The organism is Pseudomonas sp. RC3H12, from assembly GCF_018596375.1.
GTDB lineage: Bacteria > Pseudomonadota > Gammaproteobacteria > Pseudomonadales > Pseudomonadaceae > Aquipseudomonas.
In genome coordinates, this window is sequence record NZ_CP075595.1 from 4,067,442 (window position 1) to 4,083,469 (window position 16,028).

The 16,028-nt window shown below is 65.8% G+C and carries 13 protein-coding genes and 1 pseudogene; 5 read left to right on the forward strand and 9 right to left on the reverse strand.

Annotated features, from left to right (window positions below; translation table 11 throughout):
* Positions 1-76: 76 nt before the first annotated feature.
* The 4 genes from KHO27_RS18495 to pcaH all read right to left on the reverse strand — a co-directional run bounded on the left by KHO27_RS18495 (position 77) and on the right by pcaH (position 4,964).
* The gene (locus KHO27_RS18495; RefSeq protein WP_214500605.1) at positions 77-1,747 is read right to left on the reverse strand and encodes a ShlB/FhaC/HecB family hemolysin secretion/activation protein; all 1,671 of its coding nucleotides are present in this window, start codon (positions 1,745-1,747) and stop codon (positions 77-79) included.
* A 91-nt stretch (positions 1,748-1,838) separates the two neighbouring features.
* Complete coding sequence (locus tag KHO27_RS18500; RefSeq protein ID WP_214500606.1) at positions 1,839-3,386, reverse strand: collagen-like triple helix repeat-containing protein; 1,548 nt, start codon at positions 3,384-3,386, stop codon at positions 1,839-1,841.
* Positions 3,387-3,627: 241 nt separating this feature from the next.
* On the reverse strand, positions 3,628-4,233 hold the full coding sequence (gene pcaG, locus KHO27_RS18505) for a protocatechuate 3,4-dioxygenase subunit alpha (protein ID WP_110703741.1): 606 nt from the start codon (positions 4,231-4,233) through the stop codon (positions 3,628-3,630).
* Positions 4,234-4,244: 11 nt separating this feature from the next.
* Complete coding sequence (pcaH, locus tag KHO27_RS18510) at positions 4,245-4,964, reverse strand: protocatechuate 3,4-dioxygenase subunit beta (RefSeq protein WP_094012489.1); 720 nt, start codon at positions 4,962-4,964, stop codon at positions 4,245-4,247.
* 199 nt (positions 4,965-5,163) lie between these two features.
* Here pcaH and ypfJ point away from each other — a divergent pair, with 199 nt between their 5' ends.
* The 3 genes and pseudogenes from ypfJ to KHO27_RS26605 all read left to right on the forward strand — a co-directional run bounded on the left by ypfJ (position 5,164) and on the right by KHO27_RS26605 (position 8,193).
* On the forward strand, positions 5,164-6,048 hold the full coding sequence (ypfJ, locus tag KHO27_RS18515) for a KPN_02809 family neutral zinc metallopeptidase (protein WP_110703739.1): 885 nt from the start codon (positions 5,164-5,166) through the stop codon (positions 6,046-6,048).
* A 360-nt stretch (positions 6,049-6,408) separates the two neighbouring features.
* Positions 6,409-7,338, forward strand: a pseudogene (locus tag KHO27_RS26600) (methyl-accepting chemotaxis protein); the annotation flags it as partial.
* Between the two features lie 141 nt (positions 7,339-7,479).
* Positions 7,480-8,193, forward strand: coding sequence for a methyl-accepting chemotaxis protein (locus tag KHO27_RS26605; RefSeq protein ID WP_502937653.1), 714 nt, complete (start codon positions 7,480-7,482; stop codon positions 8,191-8,193).
* 80 nt (positions 8,194-8,273) lie between these two features.
* Here the strand turns inward: KHO27_RS26605 and ggt are convergent, their stop codons facing one another.
* The 3 genes from ggt to mdaB all read right to left on the reverse strand — a co-directional run bounded on the left by ggt (position 8,274) and on the right by mdaB (position 11,690).
* Positions 8,274-9,941, reverse strand: a complete 1,668-nt coding sequence (ggt, locus tag KHO27_RS18525; RefSeq protein WP_139668418.1) for a gamma-glutamyltransferase — start codon at positions 9,939-9,941, stop codon at positions 8,274-8,276.
* 118 nt (positions 9,942-10,059) lie between these two features.
* A complete protein-coding gene (locus KHO27_RS18530; protein WP_110703733.1) occupies positions 10,060-10,956 on the reverse strand; it encodes a LysR family transcriptional regulator in 897 nt (298 codons plus the stop codon).
* A 143-nt stretch (positions 10,957-11,099) separates the two neighbouring features.
* Complete coding sequence (gene mdaB / locus KHO27_RS18535; RefSeq protein WP_110703731.1) at positions 11,100-11,690, reverse strand: NADPH:quinone oxidoreductase MdaB; 591 nt, start codon at positions 11,688-11,690, stop codon at positions 11,100-11,102.
* A 158-nt stretch (positions 11,691-11,848) separates the two neighbouring features.
* Here mdaB and KHO27_RS18540 point away from each other — a divergent pair, with 158 nt between their 5' ends.
* On the forward strand, positions 11,849-12,163 hold the full coding sequence (locus KHO27_RS18540) for a putative quinol monooxygenase (RefSeq protein ID WP_214500607.1): 315 nt from the start codon (positions 11,849-11,851) through the stop codon (positions 12,161-12,163).
* Here the strand turns inward: KHO27_RS18540 and KHO27_RS18545 are convergent.
* On the reverse strand, positions 12,153-12,917 hold the full coding sequence (locus KHO27_RS18545; protein WP_214500608.1) for a sulfite exporter TauE/SafE family protein: 765 nt from the start codon (positions 12,915-12,917) through the stop codon (positions 12,153-12,155). The genes KHO27_RS18540 and KHO27_RS18545 overlap by 11 nt on opposite strands.
* 78 nt (positions 12,918-12,995) lie before the next feature.
* Here KHO27_RS18545 and KHO27_RS18550 point away from each other — a divergent pair, with 78 nt between their 5' ends.
* A complete protein-coding gene (locus KHO27_RS18550; protein ID WP_110703725.1) occupies positions 12,996-13,883 on the forward strand; it encodes a LysR substrate-binding domain-containing protein in 888 nt (295 codons plus the stop codon).
* A gap of 99 nt (positions 13,884-13,982) precedes the next feature.
* Here KHO27_RS18550 and speA read toward each other — a convergent pair whose 3' ends face one another.
* Positions 13,983-15,896, reverse strand: a complete 1,914-nt coding sequence (gene speA / locus KHO27_RS18555) for an arginine decarboxylase (protein WP_023631655.1) — start codon at positions 15,894-15,896, stop codon at positions 13,983-13,985.
* Positions 15,897-16,028: the final 132 nt, after the last annotated feature.

A 16,028-nucleotide genomic window follows, 5' to 3' on the forward strand; every position in this document is an offset into this window, starting at 1 on the left:
GAAAGCGCTCGACCTGAGACGGTGCGCGGTCAGTGTGGGAGCCGGCTTGCCGGCGATGGGGGGCCACAGCTCCCCCTTACAATTGATAACTGAAACTCAGGTTCAGCCGTGGCCGCCGGTTGAAGCTGTCCAGCGCCATGTCCGACATCGGCTTGGCCACCTCCACCGCGATGTTGTAGTAGCGCATATCGCCAAAGCGCAGCCCCAGCGCCGCCGACGACATCTTCGAGTCGCGCACGTCCAGCGCGTTGAACCAGGCCCGCGCGGTGTCGAGCGCCACATAGGGCTGCACCACCTTGAGCCAGCCAGTGTCGCGCCGGAAACTGTAGTTGAGCTCGTAGGCCAGCCCCCAGCCCTTGTCACCGGAGCCTTGGTCGCTGGGGTAGCCGCGCCCGAAGTTCTGCCCGCCGAACACTGCCCGCTCGCTGTCGGGCAGGCTGTCGTTGCTCCAGTAAGCCGCCGCCGACGCCACGCCCTGCCAGTTGTCGCTGAAGTTGTCGCTCTGCACGCCCGAGACCCGCAGGCGCAGGAAGTCCAGGTCGTAGTCGGCATTGGTGTTGGCGCCAAGGCGATCCAACCCCTGGTAGACACCGGCACTGATAATCCGCAGGCGGCGCGCCTCGGCCTTGCGCCAGTCGCCTTCGAAGGACAGCGCGCGGATATCGGTCTCGCTGTCCAGGCGCAGGGGGAAGCCCACCACCTGGTAATCGATGCGGTCGTTGACCACGTAGAAGCGCCCGACCACCTCCAGCCATTCACTGGCCGAGGCGATCAGCGATTGGCTGATGCCCACCGAGTAGCGTTCGTTTTCGCGGTGCTGGGTCAGGTCGATGCCGTTGTCCAGACGGATGCGCGCCTTGGGGTCGCTGCGATAGCGCGAAGCCGACAACAGCAGCTTCGAGCCTTCGGCATCGAGGAACTGGCTGTAGTCGAGGCGGTAGTAATGCTCCTTGTCCTCGCCGGGCGGTACCAGCACGCTGGCGCTCAATTGTTCGGCGAAGCGGGTCTGCGCGTTGCTGCTGGCGCCCAGCAGCGCCTGCAGGTCGTCGCGGCTGCCGTCGTTGAGGCTCAAGGTGGTGGTGATCGGCTTGCGCGACACCTGGGCGAGCAGGCGGGTCGCGCCGTCGGTGGTCGCCGGGGGCGGCACCTGGGCCTGGAACGTCACCCCGGGGATGCGCCCGGCCAGGCTGGTATAGCGCTCGAAGCTTTCGCGGGTCAGCGGACGCTCGGCTTTGAGCCGGTCCAGCAGTTGCTCCAGATAGGCCCGCGCCGCGCCGATATCACCCTCGATCTGATAGTCGTGGATGTAGCCTTCCACCAGCACCACGCGCACCCGGCCATCGGCGAAGTCCTGGGGTGGCAGGTAGGCGTATGACAGCAGGTAGCCGTCCTGCTGGTAGCGTTGGGTGAGGCGGCGGGTGGTCTCGATCAGCTCGGCGAGCGTGACCTCGCGCCCGATCACCGGCTGGAAATGCTCGCGCAGGTCGCTCAGGGGGTAGACCGTGCCGCCTTCGAAGCGCACCTTGCGCACCGCCACCCGGGTATTCATCAGCAACGGAGGTTGCCGCGAAGTGTCCACGCTGGGCACGCGCAAGCCGGGCTGGTCGGGACGGTAGGCATCCACCGGCAGGTTGGGCGTGGGCAGGCGGCGTTCGGTCTCGTTGCTGTTGAGGAAACTCGGCAGGGGTTCGCCCCGGGCCAGGCAGGCTGCGGACAGCCCCAGCATCGTCAGCAGCAATCGGCGCATTCGGACACTCCATGATCCACGGATGGCTGGATGACCGACCGGCGAACGGCGCGCCGGTCGGTCTCACTCACCTTGAGCGTAGCCCGTGGCGTCAGCGCTGCCCGCCTGCCAGAGCCCCTGACACACCACTCAGCGCGCCACCAAGACCACTGACCGGTGTGCCGCCGCCATTGACCAAGGTGCCCGCCTGACCGAGCGTGGCCCCGACTGCGGTCACTGTCGCACCGACCTGGCTGACGACGGGGTTGCCTGTGGCACCGGCCAGTTGCGTACCGGCAGAGCCCACCGCGCCGCCGACCTGGTTCAGCAACCCCGCCACGGGTGCGCCGACGCCGGTACTGGCGCCGACTTGCTGAGTCACGCTGGATACACCGGCGACCACCGGGTTGAGGCCGCTGCCCACCTGTTGGGTCAGCGCCGCGACCGGCGCCCCGGCAGCACTGTTGGCCACGCCGTTGCCACCGAGCACCGTGCCCAGGCTGGCGACGGTATTGCCCGCCTGCACCGAAGTGCCGCCGATACCGCTCACGGTCGGGCTGGCGGTGCTTGCCGTCAGCCCACTGCCGGCACCGGCCACCACGCCGCCGACGGTTTCCAGCAGGCCGCTGCGTGGGCCGCCACTAACAGGGGCCAGCCCGCTCGCCGTGCTGACCGCGGTGCCGGTATTGACCACCGCCTGCCCGAGCGTGCTGCTCAACGGGTTGCCGTTACCCGCCAGTTGCTGGCCGGCCTGGTTCAGGGCACCACCGGTCTGGTTCAGCGCCTGGTTCAGCGGGCCGGCGAGCCCGGTCTGCCGCGTGGCATTGGCCGCCGTGTTTTCCACCAGCGAGACCACCGGCACCAAGGCATCGCTCACGCCTTGGGTCGTGCCGGCGAGCGGGCCGCTGGTGCCGACCGGCGACAGGGTGTCACCGAGCATGGTCACGGCCTGGCCGACCCGGTCGACGCCTTGACCGGCCCCGGCAACCAGTTGGTTGACCACCGGCACCTGCTCGACCGGCCCGCTGCTGGCCAGCCCGGCCACGCCCTGGCCAAGGCCGGAGACACCCCCGCCCAGGTCGGCGGTGGCCGCACCGACTACGCCCACCGTGGTGCCCACGGCATTGTTGCCGGTACCCAGTTGCCCCAGGCCCTCGCTCAAGCCGCCTCCGACGCTGTTCACGGCGTTGCCGGCGGAGGACACCAGCGTGCCCACACCACCGCTCAAAGAAGTATTGCCGGCAATGGGCAGCGCACCGATCACCTGGCCGAGATTGCTCACGCCGTCACCGACCCCGGACACGGTATTGCCCAACTGGTCGACCACCTGGCCGGTGACCAGCGCAGTGGGTGTGGTACCACCGCCCGTGCCACCATCACCGCCACCAGGGGTGCTGCCGCCGCCAGTGCCACCGCCGCCACCGGTACCGGTACCGGCGCTGCCATCACCCGGGGTCGTGGTGCCACCGCTACCGCCTCCACCACTGCCGCCCGTACCATCGCCCCCGCCACCACCGGCTCCGGCCCCCGCGCCGCCATCGGACGACGATCCATCGACCTCGCTGTGATGCCCGCCGCCGCCGCTGCTGCAACCGGCAAGGCCCAGACTCACGGCCATCGTCAGCGCCGTTGCCGCCTTGATCCACGCTTGAGTGTTCATGGAAGGACTCCCGCTGCTGCTGATTGTTTTGCTCACAACAGCAGTGAAAGCGCACGGCGCCGAATCGGGTAGCTCTCAACTTGGTGTTAGTACCTGTGGCAGGGGCGATGAGGACGGGAAAACAACCAGAATTTCAGTGGTTTGACGATGTGCGCAGGGATGCGCCACGAAAGGATTAGTCGTAACTCATTAGTACAAGCGGCAAGCCCTGCCAGTGTTGCCGGGCTTGCCGACCGGGGCGTCAGAAGTCGAAGAACACCGTCTCCCCGTCGCCCTGGATACGAATGTCGAAGCGGTACGCGGTCTTGCCATCCACTTCGCAGCGCCGGGCAATCAAGGTCTCGCGCCGCTGCGGCTGCTCGATCAGGTTCAGCACCGGACACCTGGCATTCGCCTCGGCTTCGTCATCGAAGTACAGCCGGGTATGCAGGTGGATGTTGATGCCCCGGGCAAACAGGCTGAGGTTGATGTGCGGGGCCATCGGCACGCCCGCGGCGTTGTTCACCACCCCCGGCTTGACCGTGTGCAGGGTCCACTCGCCGGCATCGAAGGTGGTGGCGGTGCGGCCGAAGCTGTTGAAGGCGTTCTCGAGGTGGTACTCGTCCTGGTAACGGCCCTCGGCGTCGGCCTGCCACACCTCCAGGAACGAATCGCGCACCAGGTGGCCATTGCCGTCGTACACCTGGCCGATCAGCAGGATATGCTCGCCCGGGGCATCGGGCCGGGCCAGGCAGTTCCAGATTTCCTGGTCACGGGTCGGGTTGCCGGCCGCTTCCAGGGCAAGGCCGATGTGCACATAGGGGCCGGCGGTCTGCGAAGGGGTTTCCGGCAGCAGTTCGATAGGCATGACGGGCCTCCTCAGCGGTTTTCGAAGTGGGTCTGGCGCTGGCCGCGCAGGACGATGTCGAAGCGGTAGGCCAGGCAATCCATGGGGTTGGCGTGGCTCATGTCGAGCCTGGCGATCAGCCGTTCGACGGCATCCGGGTTGGCGATCGACTTGACGATCGGGCACAGCGGGATCAGCGGGTCGCCCTCGAAGTACAACTGGGTGATCAGCTTGGTGGCGATCGACGGGCCGCTGATGGAGAAATGGATATGCGCCGGGCGCCAGTCGTTGGGGCCGTTGCGCCAGGGGTACGGGCCGGGCTTGATGGTGCGGAAACTGTAGTAGCCGTCGCGATCGGTCAGGCAGCGGCCGACACCGCCGAAGTTCGGGTCCAGTGGTGCCAGGTAGCGGTCGTTCTTGTGCCGGTAACGGCCCCCGGCATTGGCCTGCCACATTTCCACCAGGGTGTTGGGCACCGGCTTGCCGTACTGGTCGACCACCCGCCCGGCAACGATGATGCGCTCGCCGATGGGCAGGCCACCCTGGTTGAAGTTGAGCAGCAGGTCATGGTCGTGCTCGCCGAAGCGCAGGTGGGAAAAGTCCGGGCCGGTGCTTTCGCTGATCGACTGCGGGATGCTGACCAGCGCCTGGCGCGGGGAGCGCGCCACAGAGGTCTTGTAGTCGGGGGTGAAGGCCTTGGGGTGCCAGTTGCGATCACGGATCACGAAGCGGCTGGTGTCCTGGGCGGGCATGCCGGTTTCCTCTCTTGGAATTATCGAACGCCTGGGCGTGGCAGGCGGACTTGCAGTTTCCGGCAGGTGCGAAGGGATGAATATTGAATTCAGCGGTCCATGGCATAACCATTTGGTTATGCATCAGCGACGGGGGATACACCTCGGTCAGCGCTGAACTAATCTTGGACTTCATGTTTCAGCAACCGGAGAGCTCTACATGGAATGGCGAAAAGGCCGACGCAGCGACAACGTGGTCGATGCCCGCGGCGCAGGGGGTGGCGGCGGCATGCGTTTCGGCGGCGGCAAGGGCCTTGGGCTCGGCGCCATCCTGCTGATCGTCGGCATTGGCTGGCTCACCGGGCAAGACCCGCTGCAGATCCTCGGCCAGCTGGCCGGGCAGATGGAGCAGCAACAGACCGCCCCGGCCAACGTCGACGGCAAGGCACCGCCAGCCAACGACGAGCAGGCCGAGTTCGTCGCCTCGGTCCTCGGCGACACCGAGGACACCTGGAAGGCGCTGTTCGCCCAGGCCGGCAAACAGTACCGCGACCCTAAGCTGGTGCTGTTCAGCGGCCAGGTCAACTCCGCCTGCGGCTTCGCCTCCTCGGCGGTCGGGCCGTTCTATTGCCCCGGAGACCAGCGCGTGTACCTGGACATGACTTTCTTCCGCGAAATGGAAACCCGCTTCAAGGCCGCCGGCGACTTCGCCCAAGCCTATGTGATCGCCCACGAAATCGGCCACCACGTGCAAACCCTGCTCGGCGTCTCGGCCAAGGTCGATGCGGCGCGCCGCAGTGGCCAGCGCATGGAAGGCGACAACGGCCTGCTGGTACGCCAGGAGCTGCAGGCCGACTGCCTGGCCGGAGTCTGGGCCTACCAGGCGCAGAAACGCCTGAACTGGCTGGAGCCGGGGGACGTCGAGGAGGCGTTGAATGCCGCCAACGCCATCGGTGACGATCGGCTGCAGCAGCAGGGCCAGGGCCGCGTGGTGCCCGACTCGTTCACCCATGGCACCTCGCAGCAGCGCGTGCGCTGGTTCAAGGCCGGGTTCTCCAGCGGCGACCTGAATCAGTGCGACACGTTCAGCGCGCGTAGCCTCTGAAATCGCCATCGGCGGCGAGCCGGCTCCTGCCGTGGAGCCGGCTCACCCGCGAATGACAACGTCAAAAACATAAACGTATTCAACAAGTTACAAATTTGCTGAAAAAGCGTTTCAGCTTCTCCCTCCGTTGCCGATAAGTCCTACACAAATCTGCGGGCTATCTGACAACAACAACGCCCAGCTTTTGAGATCAAGTGAGCGAAATCATTCTCTGGGAGAGCGTGCATGAACAGTTGGTTCGCCAATATCAGCGTCAACCTCAAACTCGGCCTGGGCTTCGGCCTGGTCCTGGTCCTGACCGGCCTGCTGGCCCTGACCGGCTGGAATAGCCTGGGCAGCCTTATCGACCGCAGCAACTGGATGAGCGACATCACCCAGCTCAACAGTGACCTGACCAACCTGCGTGTGGCCCGCCTGCAGTGGATGCTGACCAACGGCGACGACGCCTCGGCGGCCAACGTCCAGGCCAAGCTCGACGCCTTCGGCAGCCAGCAGCAGCACCTGGTCAACACCTTCAAGAGCCCCGAAAACCTCAAGCTGTTGCGCGAGCAGGGCCAGAGCATCAGCGAGTACCGGGTTTCGCTGGAAAAGATGCGCCAGGGCTACAAGACCACCCTCGCCGCCCGCGAGTCGATGAACCAGGCCGCGGCCCGCGCCAATGACGCCATCGAGGCGATCAGCAGCACCGTGCTGTCCAGCAGCGAAAGCGACGCCAGCCGCCTGGCCCAGTACCTGCTGATCAGCAAGGCCAAGCAGCAGCTGGTGCAAGTGCGCCTGGACGTGCGCAGCTACATCGCCGACCTGACCAGCGAAGCCGAGCAGTCCGCCCTGCGCCAGCTGGAAAACGCCCTCAACGAAATCGACAGCCTCAAGCGCCAGCTGCCGGGCGAAGCCTCGCGCATCCAGCAATTCGAAAGCGCCGTGCTCGCCTACCGCGACGCCGTGCGTCAGTTCCGCGACGCCACTGCCGCCATTGGCGTGGCCCGTGCAGAAATGACCGTGCAGGGCGCCGACATCGTCAAGCGCAGCGACGAGCTGTACAAGATCCAGATCGAGCGCCGTGACGCCGAAAGCGTCCAGGCCCGCAGCCTGCAGACTTCCGCCACCCTGCTGGCGCTGCTGGTCGGCGTGCTCGCCGCGTTCATCATCACCCGCCAGATCACCCGCCCGCTGCGCGAGACCATGGACGTGGTCAACCGCATCGCCAGCGGCGACCTCACCCAGCAACTGCGCGTCACCCGCCGCGACGAACTGGGTGCCCTGCAACAAGGCATCGCACGCATGGGCACCACCCTGCGTGACCTGATCACCGGCATCCGCGACGGCGTGACCCAGATCGCCAGCGCCGCCGAAGAGCTGTCGGCGGTGACCGAGCAGACCAGCGCCGGCGCCAACAGCCAGAAGGTCGAGACCGACCAGGTGGCCACCGCCATGCACGAAATGGCCGCCACCGTGCAGGAAGTCGCGCGCAACGCCGAACAAGCCTCCCATGCCGCGACCAACGCCGACGACGAAGCCCGTGTCGGCGACAAGGTAGTGGGTGAAGCGATCAGCCAGATCGAACGCCTGGCCCACGAAGTGCACCGCTCCACCGAGGCCATGACCCTGCTGCAGCAGGAAAGCCAGAAGATCGGCAGCGTCATGGACGTGATCAAGTCGGTGGCCGAGCAGACCAACCTGCTGGCGCTCAACGCCGCCATCGAGGCGGCCCGTGCCGGCGAGGCCGGGCGTGGTTTCGCCGTGGTCGCCGACGAGGTGCGTGGCCTGGCCCAGCGCACCCAGCAGTCCACCGAGGAAATCGAAGGCCTGATCGCCAGCCTGCAGCACGGCACCCAGCAGGTCGCCGAGGTGATGAACGGCAGCCGCAACCTGACCGACAGCAGTGTCGAGCTGGCACGCAAGGCCGGTGGTTCGCTGGAGAGCATCACCCGTACGGTGTCGAACATCCAGTCGATGAACCAGCAGATCGCCGCCGCCGCCGAGCAGCAGAGCGCCGTGGCCGAAGAGATCAGCCGCAGCATCCTCAACGTGCGCGACGTGTCGGAGCAGACCGCCGCGGCCAGTGACGAGACCGCCGCCTCCAGCGTCGAGCTGGCGCGCCTGGGTGGCCACCTGCAGACCCTGGTCAGCCAGTTCCGCGTCTGATCCTGTAAAGCAGCGCGGGGCAAGCCCGCTCCCACTGGTTCGTGGGAGCGGGCTTGCCCCGCGTTCATTTGCGGCTCGGGTTACTTGACGATCATCCCCACCCCACGCCCACGCGGGTCAGACGCCGTCTCCAACTTCTCGCCGGTCACCCGGATCGCCTGGATGTCGCCCATCTCCCAGCCCTGGTCCTCCAGCACGTAGCCCATCTTCTTCAGGTCGTCAGCCACCTGCCCCTTGAGCGGCGCATAGCTGTCGAAGTAGATGGTGTCCTTGGGCAGCAACTGGTGATGCACGCGCTGCGCCGCCACGGCCTTCTCCAGCGGCATGCCGAAGTCGTACAGGTTGTTCATCACCTGGAAGATCGAGGTGAAGATCCGCGAACCGCCCGGGGTGCCCAGCACCAGCACCACCTTGCCGTCACGCGCCACCAGGCTCGGGCTCATCGACGAGAGCATGCGCTTGCCCGGCGCGATGGCATTGGCGTCGCCGCCGACCACGCCAAAGGCGTTGGCCGCGCCCGGCTTGGCGCTGAAGTCGTCCATCTCGTCGTTGAGCAGGAAGCCCGCGCCCTTGACCACCACGCCGCTGCCATAGTCGAGGTTGAGGGTGTAGGTGTTGCTCACCGCGTTGCCCTGCTTGTCGACGATGGAGAAGTGCGTGGTCTGGTGCGGCTCCAGCCCCGGCTTGACCTGGTCGGTTGCGGAAATCGCGTTCGGGTTGACCTGGGCGGCACGCTTGGCCAGGTAATCCTTGGCCACCAGCTGGTCGACCGGGACCTTGGTGAAAGCCGGATCGCCGAGATAGTCGGCGCGGTCGGCGAACACGCGCTTCTCGATCTCGGCCAGCAGGTGGATGTACTTGGCCGAGTTGTGCTCGACGCCCTTGAAATCCGCCGCCCGGTCTTCCTTGATGCCCAGCAGCTGGGCCAGGGCGACGCCGCCGGAGCTTGGTGGCGGCGCGGTGTAGACCACGTTGCCGCGCCAGCTGATGGCGATCGGGTCACGCCACACGGCCTTGTAGTCCTTGAGGTCGTCCTTGCTGATCAAGCCCTTGTCGGCCTGCATCTGCGCCACCAGCAAGTCGGCGGTCTTGCCCTGGTAGAACTCGCTGACACCCTTGTCGGCAATGCGCTCGAGGGTCTGCGCCAGCTCCGGCTGCTTGAACAGCTCGCCGACCTTCATGCTGCCGAAGTAGTCGTTGAAATTGGTCGCGGTCTTGAACAGGCCCTGGGCGTCGTCACGGTACTGGTATTGCTTCTGGGCAATCTTGAAACCGTTCTTCGCATAGCCGATGGCCGGGGTCAGCAGCTCGCTCCACTCGAGCTTGCCGAACTTCTGGTGCGCCTCCCACAACCCCATCACCGTGCCCGGCACACCGGCCGCGCGCACGCCGACCAGGCTGAGGTTCTCGATCACCTCGCCCTTGTCGTCCAGGTACATGGTCTTGGTCGCAGCCTTGGGCGCCACTTCGCGGTAGTCGAGGAAGTAGGGTTTGCCGTCGACGAACAGGGTCATGAAGCCACCGCCGCCGATGTTGCCGGCCTCGGGGTAGGTCACGGCCAGGGTGAAGGCGGTGGCGACGGCGGCGTCCACCGCGTTGCCGCCCTTCTTGAGGATGTCGGCGGCCACCTGTGCGCCATATTGATCAGGCGCGGCTACCGCGCCGCCTTCCAGGGTCACGGCGAAGGCAGAGGAGCAGCTCAGGATCGCGGCCCCGAGGGCCAGGGGCTGGAACATGACAATACGCATGCGCACTTCCTTGGTGTTGTTTTTGTTGATCAGTCATTAAGGCCGAAGCCCTGTAACTAAGCAAACACCCCGGTCGTTTCGCGCCGCCGACGGGCAGACCCTGTCGCGTTCAGGCAACTCAGCAGGCGTAGACCGCCAGCTTTTTCTGGATGAAATCGAGAAAGCACTGGATGCGCAGGGCCAGCTGGGTGTTGCGGTAGTAGACCGCGTGGATCGGCTGGCGATAGCCATTGTTGTGCTCGGCCAGGATCACGTTCAGACGGCCGGCGCGGATGTCCTCGTGGGTCATGAAGTGCGACAGGCTGACGATGCCCTCGCCGGCGATGGCCAGCTGGCGCAGGGTTTCGCCGCTCGAGGCGACCAGCTGCGGGCGGATTGCCCAGCGGTCGCCCTGGGCATGGCGCAGTGGCCATTGGTTGAGCGACTCGAGGGAGCTGAAGCCGAGCAGGCAATGAGCCTCGAGGTCCTCGACCCGTTCCGGTGTGCCATGCCGGGCCAGGTAATCAGGGCTGGCAAGCACCTGCACCGGGCTGCAGCCGAGCGAACGGGCGTGCAGGCTGGAGTCGGCCAGTTCGCCGATGCGGATGGCCACGTCAGTGCTTTGCTCCAGCAGGTCGATGATCAGGTCGTCGGTGTTCAATTCCAGCTCGATGCCGGGGTACTGCTGGCGGAACTCGCCGATCCACGGCAGGATCGCGTGCAGCATGAACGGCGCGGCGGCGTTGATGCGCAGGCGCCCGGTCGGGGTCTGGCGGTTCAGCGACAGGCGCTCTTCCATGTCGTCCATCTGCTCGAGAATCGCCCGGGCGCGCGCCAGGAAGAAACGCCCCTCCTCGGTCAGGTCCATGCGCCGAGTGGTGCGATTGACCAGCGTGGTGCCGAGCTTGCCCTCCAGACGCGACAAGGTTCGGCTGACTGCGGAGGGCGTCTGGCCGATCTGCTCCGCGGCGGCGGAGATCGAGCCGCTGTCGATGACGGCGACAAATACCTGGAGTTCTTCGGATCGGGTTTTCACGCACGAGGACCTGAATGGAGGATGCCGTGATTGATAGCTGTTGAGCCTGGCATGCGCAAGCAGTAAGTCCATCGTGGGGCAAGCCCGCTCCCACGATAATCAGGGCTTCGTGGGAGCGGGCTTGCCCCGCGATGGGTCGCGACTCAATAGCCCTTGCCGAACACCTCATCCAGGTGCTGCTGATAAGCCGCCAGCGCCGCCGGCACATCCGGGCGCTTCATCACATCCACGGCCAGGTAGGTCGGCAAACCGGTCATGCCGAGGAACTGGTTGGCCTTGTGGAACGGGAAGTACACCGCGTCCACGCCCTTGCCCTCGAAGAAATCGCTGGGGTCATCGAACGCCTGCCGCGGCGCGTTCCAGGTCAGCGACAGCATGTATTGCTTGCCCTGCACCAGGCCACCGCTGCCGTACTTCTGCGAGGCGTCGGAGCGGGTACGGCCATCGTTGGCGTACAGGCTGCCGTGGCCGGCGGTGAACACATCGTCGATGTACTTCTTCACGGTCCATGGCGCGCCCATCCACCAACCGGGCATCTGGTAGATCACCACATCCGCCCAGAGGAATTTCTCCACCTCGGCCTGGACGTCGTAACCGCCGTCGATGAAGGTTTCCCGCACATCGAAACCGGCGCGGTCCAGATGGGCCAGTGCGGCATCGTGCAGGGTCTGGTTGAGACGGCCATCGGAGTGGGCGAAGCGTTTGCCGCCATTGAGCAGGAGAATCTTTTTCATGGGAGGGTCAGCCCTGTAAGTGAAGTTGCCGGCAGGTTAGGCAACCGGGCACCCGGGAAACAGCCAGGGCTGGGCAAAATTCTTTTGCCTGCAAATCACGAATGGTAAACATATTGTTGATTTAGAATTTGCTCACTCCCCTTACAGAGCGTTTCCCCATGACCGAGCAATACGCCTTCATCCTCAAAGCCAAGACCCGCCCGGAACAGGCCGAGGCCTTCGAACAGCTGTTCCGTCCTTACGTGGAGCCGAGCCGCCAGGAGCCGGGTTGCATCGAGTACCACATGCTGCGCGACAAGGCGGACCCGACCCTGTTCGTGTTTTTCGAGGTATGGGCCAGCAAGGACGCGCTGGACGTGCATTCGGCACTGCCGCATATGCGTGCATTCTTCGATAAACGCATGGATTACCTGGAGCGCGATTTCGACATCCAGATGATCGACATGCTCAGCGCTTCGTCCGCTAGCCGTTGACCAGCAGGTGCCCGCCCAGCAGCGCAAGGCCGATGAAGAAGCAGCGCTTGAACAGCGCTGCGCCGATCCGTCCGCGCAGCCACTGGCCGGCGAACATGCCCAGCAACGCCGGCGCCAACACCAGCAGTGAAGCCCCCAGGGCTTGGCCACCCAGGGCATCCTGCCCGGCCAGGCCGACCGCCAGGGCCAGGGTCGAGACGGTGAACGACAGGCCCAGCGCCTGGACCAGCTCGTCGCGGCTCAGGCCCAGGCCCTGCAGGTAGGGCACCGCGGGCATGACGAACACGCCGGTGGCGGCCGTCACCCCACCCGTGAGCAACCCGCAGAGCGGCCCCAGCCAGGGCTCCCTGGCCTGGGCCACGCGCAGCCCTGGGCCGACCAGCCCATAGAGGGCATAGACCAGCAACGCGGCGCCCAGGCCATGGGCCGCCCACGGACCGCTGTCGATTCCCAGCCAGGCGCTGCCCAGCAGGGTGCCGATAAAGATCATCGCCAGCATCCCGCCCAGGCGGCGCAGCAGCGCGAACAGATGGCCGCCGGCCGCCAGCTGCCAGAGGTTGGTCAAGGTCGATGGCACGATCAGCAGCGCCGCTGCCTGTGCCGGAGGCATAGCCAGGCCAAGCAAGCCCATGGCAACGGTCGGCAACCCGAGGCCGATGACACCCTTGACCGCGCCGGCCAGGAAGAAGGTCAGGATCACCAGCAATGACAGCGCCGGACCGATGTTCTGATAAAACGCCAGGAAGGTATTCATGACCGCCATCCTGCCGTGCGGCCAGCACGCTGAAAATCTGCCATATACTCAGGCAGACTCTTGCCAGGACAGAGGCAGATGCATTTCGACCTGATCGACCTCAAGCTGTTCCAGCACACCCTCGAAAGCGGCAACATCACCGCTGGCGCCCGGCGCAGCCACCTCTCGCTGCCGGCCGCCAGTGCGCGCATTCGCGCCATGGAAGCCTCGCTGGGCATACCCTTGCTCGAACGCAACCGCCGCGGCGTGCTGCCCACGCCCGCCGGCCAAGCCCTGCTGCAGCATGCGCGGCTGATCGCGCAGCAGGTCGAGCGCCTGCAATTCGACCTCGGGCACTATGCACAGGGCCTGCAAGGCCAGGTGCGCCTGCTGTGCAACACGGCGGCGTTGACCGAGTACCTGCCGGAGCTGCTGGCCGGCTACCTGGCCGAGCACCCGGGGGTAAGCGTGGATATCCAGGAACTGCCCAGCCTGCATATCGTCCAGGCAATCAGCCAGGGCATGGCGGACCTGGGCATCGTCTCGAATGCCGCGCCCTGCGCAACCCTGCAGACGCGACCGTTTCGCGACGATCCGCTGGTGCTGGTGATGCCACGCGAGCACCCGCTGGCGGCCAGCGACCGGGCAGACTTCAACGCCAGCCTGGCCCATGGGCATGTGGGGCTGGGTGCCGACAGCGCCTTGGCGCTGCATCTGGAGGAACAGGCCTTGCGCCTGGGGAGACGAATGCAGGTGCGCGTACGCGCCGAAGGATTCGACGGGGTGATCAGGATGGTCGGAGGTGGCGCGGGGGTGGCCGTGGTGCCGTTGACCTCGGTGCGACGCTGGGAGCACAGCTTGCCGCTGCGCTGGGTCGCCTTGCAGGAGGCCTGGGCGAAGCGCCGCTTGCTGCTGTGCTCGCGGGACTTCAGCGCGTTGCCTGGCTACGCCGCCTTGCTTGTCGAACGCTTGGGCGGCGCCGCCTGAAGGCTGCCGCCACAGGTGATAACCCGTGGCGACAGCCGTGTGCCAGAGGGCCGCGCGGCGGCACCTATGCCAAAGGGCCGCGCGGCGGGCCCGGCACGATCAGGACGACAGGTACGAGGAGCGGGTCAGCCCCAGGCGCAGCGCGTCGAGGTACTGGGTACGCTCGCGGGCGGTGATCCTGGCGCTGGCGACCTTGTCGCGGTAGTGGGTCATCAACTCCTCCGGCGACAGGTGCACGTAGCGCAGCATGTCCTCGATGGTGTCGTGGGTCTCGATACCGGCGTGGTACACGCTGCCATCGGCGTTCTGGTAGATGTTCACCGAGTCGGTGTCACCGAACAGGTTGTGCATGTCGCCGAGGATCTCCTGGTAGGCGCCGACCAGGAACACGCCGAGCAGGTAGTCCTCGCCTTCCTTGACCGCGTGCACCGGCATGCTGGTCTCGATGCTCTGCTCGTCGACGTACTGGTTGATCTTGCCGTCGGAGTCGCAGGTCAGGTCCTGCAGCACGGCGCGGCGCAGCGGCTCTTCGTCCAGGCGGTGCAGCGGGATGATCGGCAGCACCTGGCCGATGGCCCAGGTGTCCGGCAGGCTCTGGAACACCGAGAAATTGCAGATGTACTTGTCGGCGAGCTTGTCGTTGAGTTCGTCCAGCACCTGGCGGTGCGAGCGCTGGCGGGCCTTGAGCGAGTTGTGCAGGCGACGGCACACGGCGAAGTAGCACTGCTCGGCCAGGGCCTTCTCGGCCAGGGTCAGCTTGCCGTCGGCGTACTGCGCGGCCACGTCGCCCATGTAGTGGGTGGCGCGCCAGTAGGTCTCGGTAACCATCTCGATATCGGTCGGGCCGAGCAGGTCGGCCAGCCACTGCACGGTCTCGGGCAGGCTTTCCTTGTTTTCGATGGTCGGCACTTCGTCGTTGTGGCTCTCGACGTCGGTCACCTGGATCACCAGCATGGCGTGGTGCGCGGTAAGCGAGCGGCCGCTCTCGGAGAAGATGTGCGGGTGTGGCAGGCCCTGCGCGTCGCAGAACTCCTTGAGCATCCCGACCACCACGCCGGCGTAGTCGTCCATGTCGTAGTTGATCGAGCTGGCGTTGCGCGAGTGGGTGCCGTCGTAGTCGACGCCCAGGCCGCCACCGACATCGATGTGATCGACCGGCAGGCCCAGGGCGCGCAATTCGCCGTAGTAGCGGATGGCTTCCTTGAAGCCGTGCTGGTAGTCGGCCAGGTTGGCGATCTGCGAGCCCATGTGGAAGTGCAGCAGGCGGATGCCCTGGTCGAGCCCGGCGTCACGGAAACGCTGCACCACGGAGATCAGCTGGGCGGCGGACAGGCCGAACTTGGATTTCTCACCGCCAGTGTCGGCCCACTTGCTCGACGCCAGCGACGACAGGCGCACGCGCAGGCCGACCTGTGGCTTGACCTTGAGCTCCGCGGCCTCTTCGATCACCAGGGCGACCTCGGACTCCTTCTCGATCACGATGAACACGTTGTGGCCGAGCTTCTGGCCCATCAGCGCCAGACGGATGAATTCGCGGTCCTTGTAGCCGTTGCAGACGATGGTGCCGCCCTTCGGCGCCAGCGCCAGCACCGCCAGCAGCTCGGGCTTTGAGCCGGCTTCCAGGCCAATGGAGACGTTCTGGGTGGCGATGATGTTCTCGACCACCGCTTCCTGCTGGTTGACCTTGATCGGGTACAGCGCGGTGTACTGGCTCTGGTACTCCAGACGCGCGATGTTGGCGTCGAAGGCGCCGGTCAGCTGGCGCACGCGGTCCTGCAGGATGTCGGGGAAACGCACCAGCAGCGGCAGCGACAGACCGCTCTGGCGCAGTTCCTGGACCTGTTCGAAGAGGTCGATCGGCGCGCTGTCCGGGCCGTTGGGGCGCACTTCGACGCGCCCGGCGTCATTGATGGCGAAATAACCTGCGCCCCAATGGCGGATGCCATAAACACTGCGGCTGTCGGCCACGGTCCACTGGCTACCATCGTCTTTGCGTGTGCGTCGTACGGACATTCAAGTCCCCTGTATGAAAAGTCGAAACACTGCCCCACCTCGGGGCGCTGGCAGTGTAAATACTGAAAATGACGATTCTTCCGTGTCAGGCATAGACCCTGCCCACGGGAACGAGTTTAGAAAGCGCTGGGC

What these genes read in the sequence shown, in the direction of transcription:
- ypfJ (WP_110703739.1), top strand. Translation starts at nt 5,164, where the DNA reads ATGGAATGGCGAAAAGGCCGACGCAGCGACAACGTGGTCGATGCCCGC.
- mdaB (WP_110703731.1), bottom strand. Translation starts at nt 11,690, where the DNA reads ATGAAAAAGATTCTCCTGCTCAATGGCGGCAAACGCTTCGCCCACTCC.
- KHO27_RS18545 (WP_214500608.1), bottom strand. Translation starts at nt 12,917, where the DNA reads ATGAATACCTTCCTGGCGTTTTATCAGAACATCGGTCCGGCGCTGTCA.
- pcaH (WP_094012489.1), bottom strand. Translation starts at nt 4,964, where the DNA reads ATGCCCGCCCAGGACACCAGCCGCTTCGTGATCCGTGATCGCAACTGG.
- KHO27_RS18550 (WP_110703725.1), top strand. Translation starts at nt 12,996, where the DNA reads ATGCATTTCGACCTGATCGACCTCAAGCTGTTCCAGCACACCCTCGAA.
- KHO27_RS18500 (WP_214500606.1), bottom strand. Translation starts at nt 3,386, where the DNA reads ATGAACACTCAAGCGTGGATCAAGGCGGCAACGGCGCTGACGATGGCC.
- KHO27_RS18540 (WP_214500607.1), top strand. Translation starts at nt 11,849, where the DNA reads ATGACCGAGCAATACGCCTTCATCCTCAAAGCCAAGACCCGCCCGGAA.
- speA (WP_023631655.1), bottom strand. Translation starts at nt 15,896, where the DNA reads ATGTCCGTACGACGCACACGCAAAGACGATGGTAGCCAGTGGACCGTG.
- KHO27_RS26605 (WP_502937653.1), top strand. Translation starts at nt 7,480, where the DNA reads ATGCACGAAATGGCCGCCACCGTGCAGGAAGTCGCGCGCAACGCCGAA.
- ggt (WP_139668418.1), bottom strand. Translation starts at nt 9,941, where the DNA reads ATGCGTATTGTCATGTTCCAGCCCCTGGCCCTCGGGGCCGCGATCCTG.
- pcaG (WP_110703741.1), bottom strand. Translation starts at nt 4,233, where the DNA reads ATGCCTATCGAACTGCTGCCGGAAACCCCTTCGCAGACCGCCGGCCCC.
- KHO27_RS18495 (WP_214500605.1), bottom strand. Translation starts at nt 1,747, where the DNA reads ATGCGCCGATTGCTGCTGACGATGCTGGGGCTGTCCGCAGCCTGCCTG.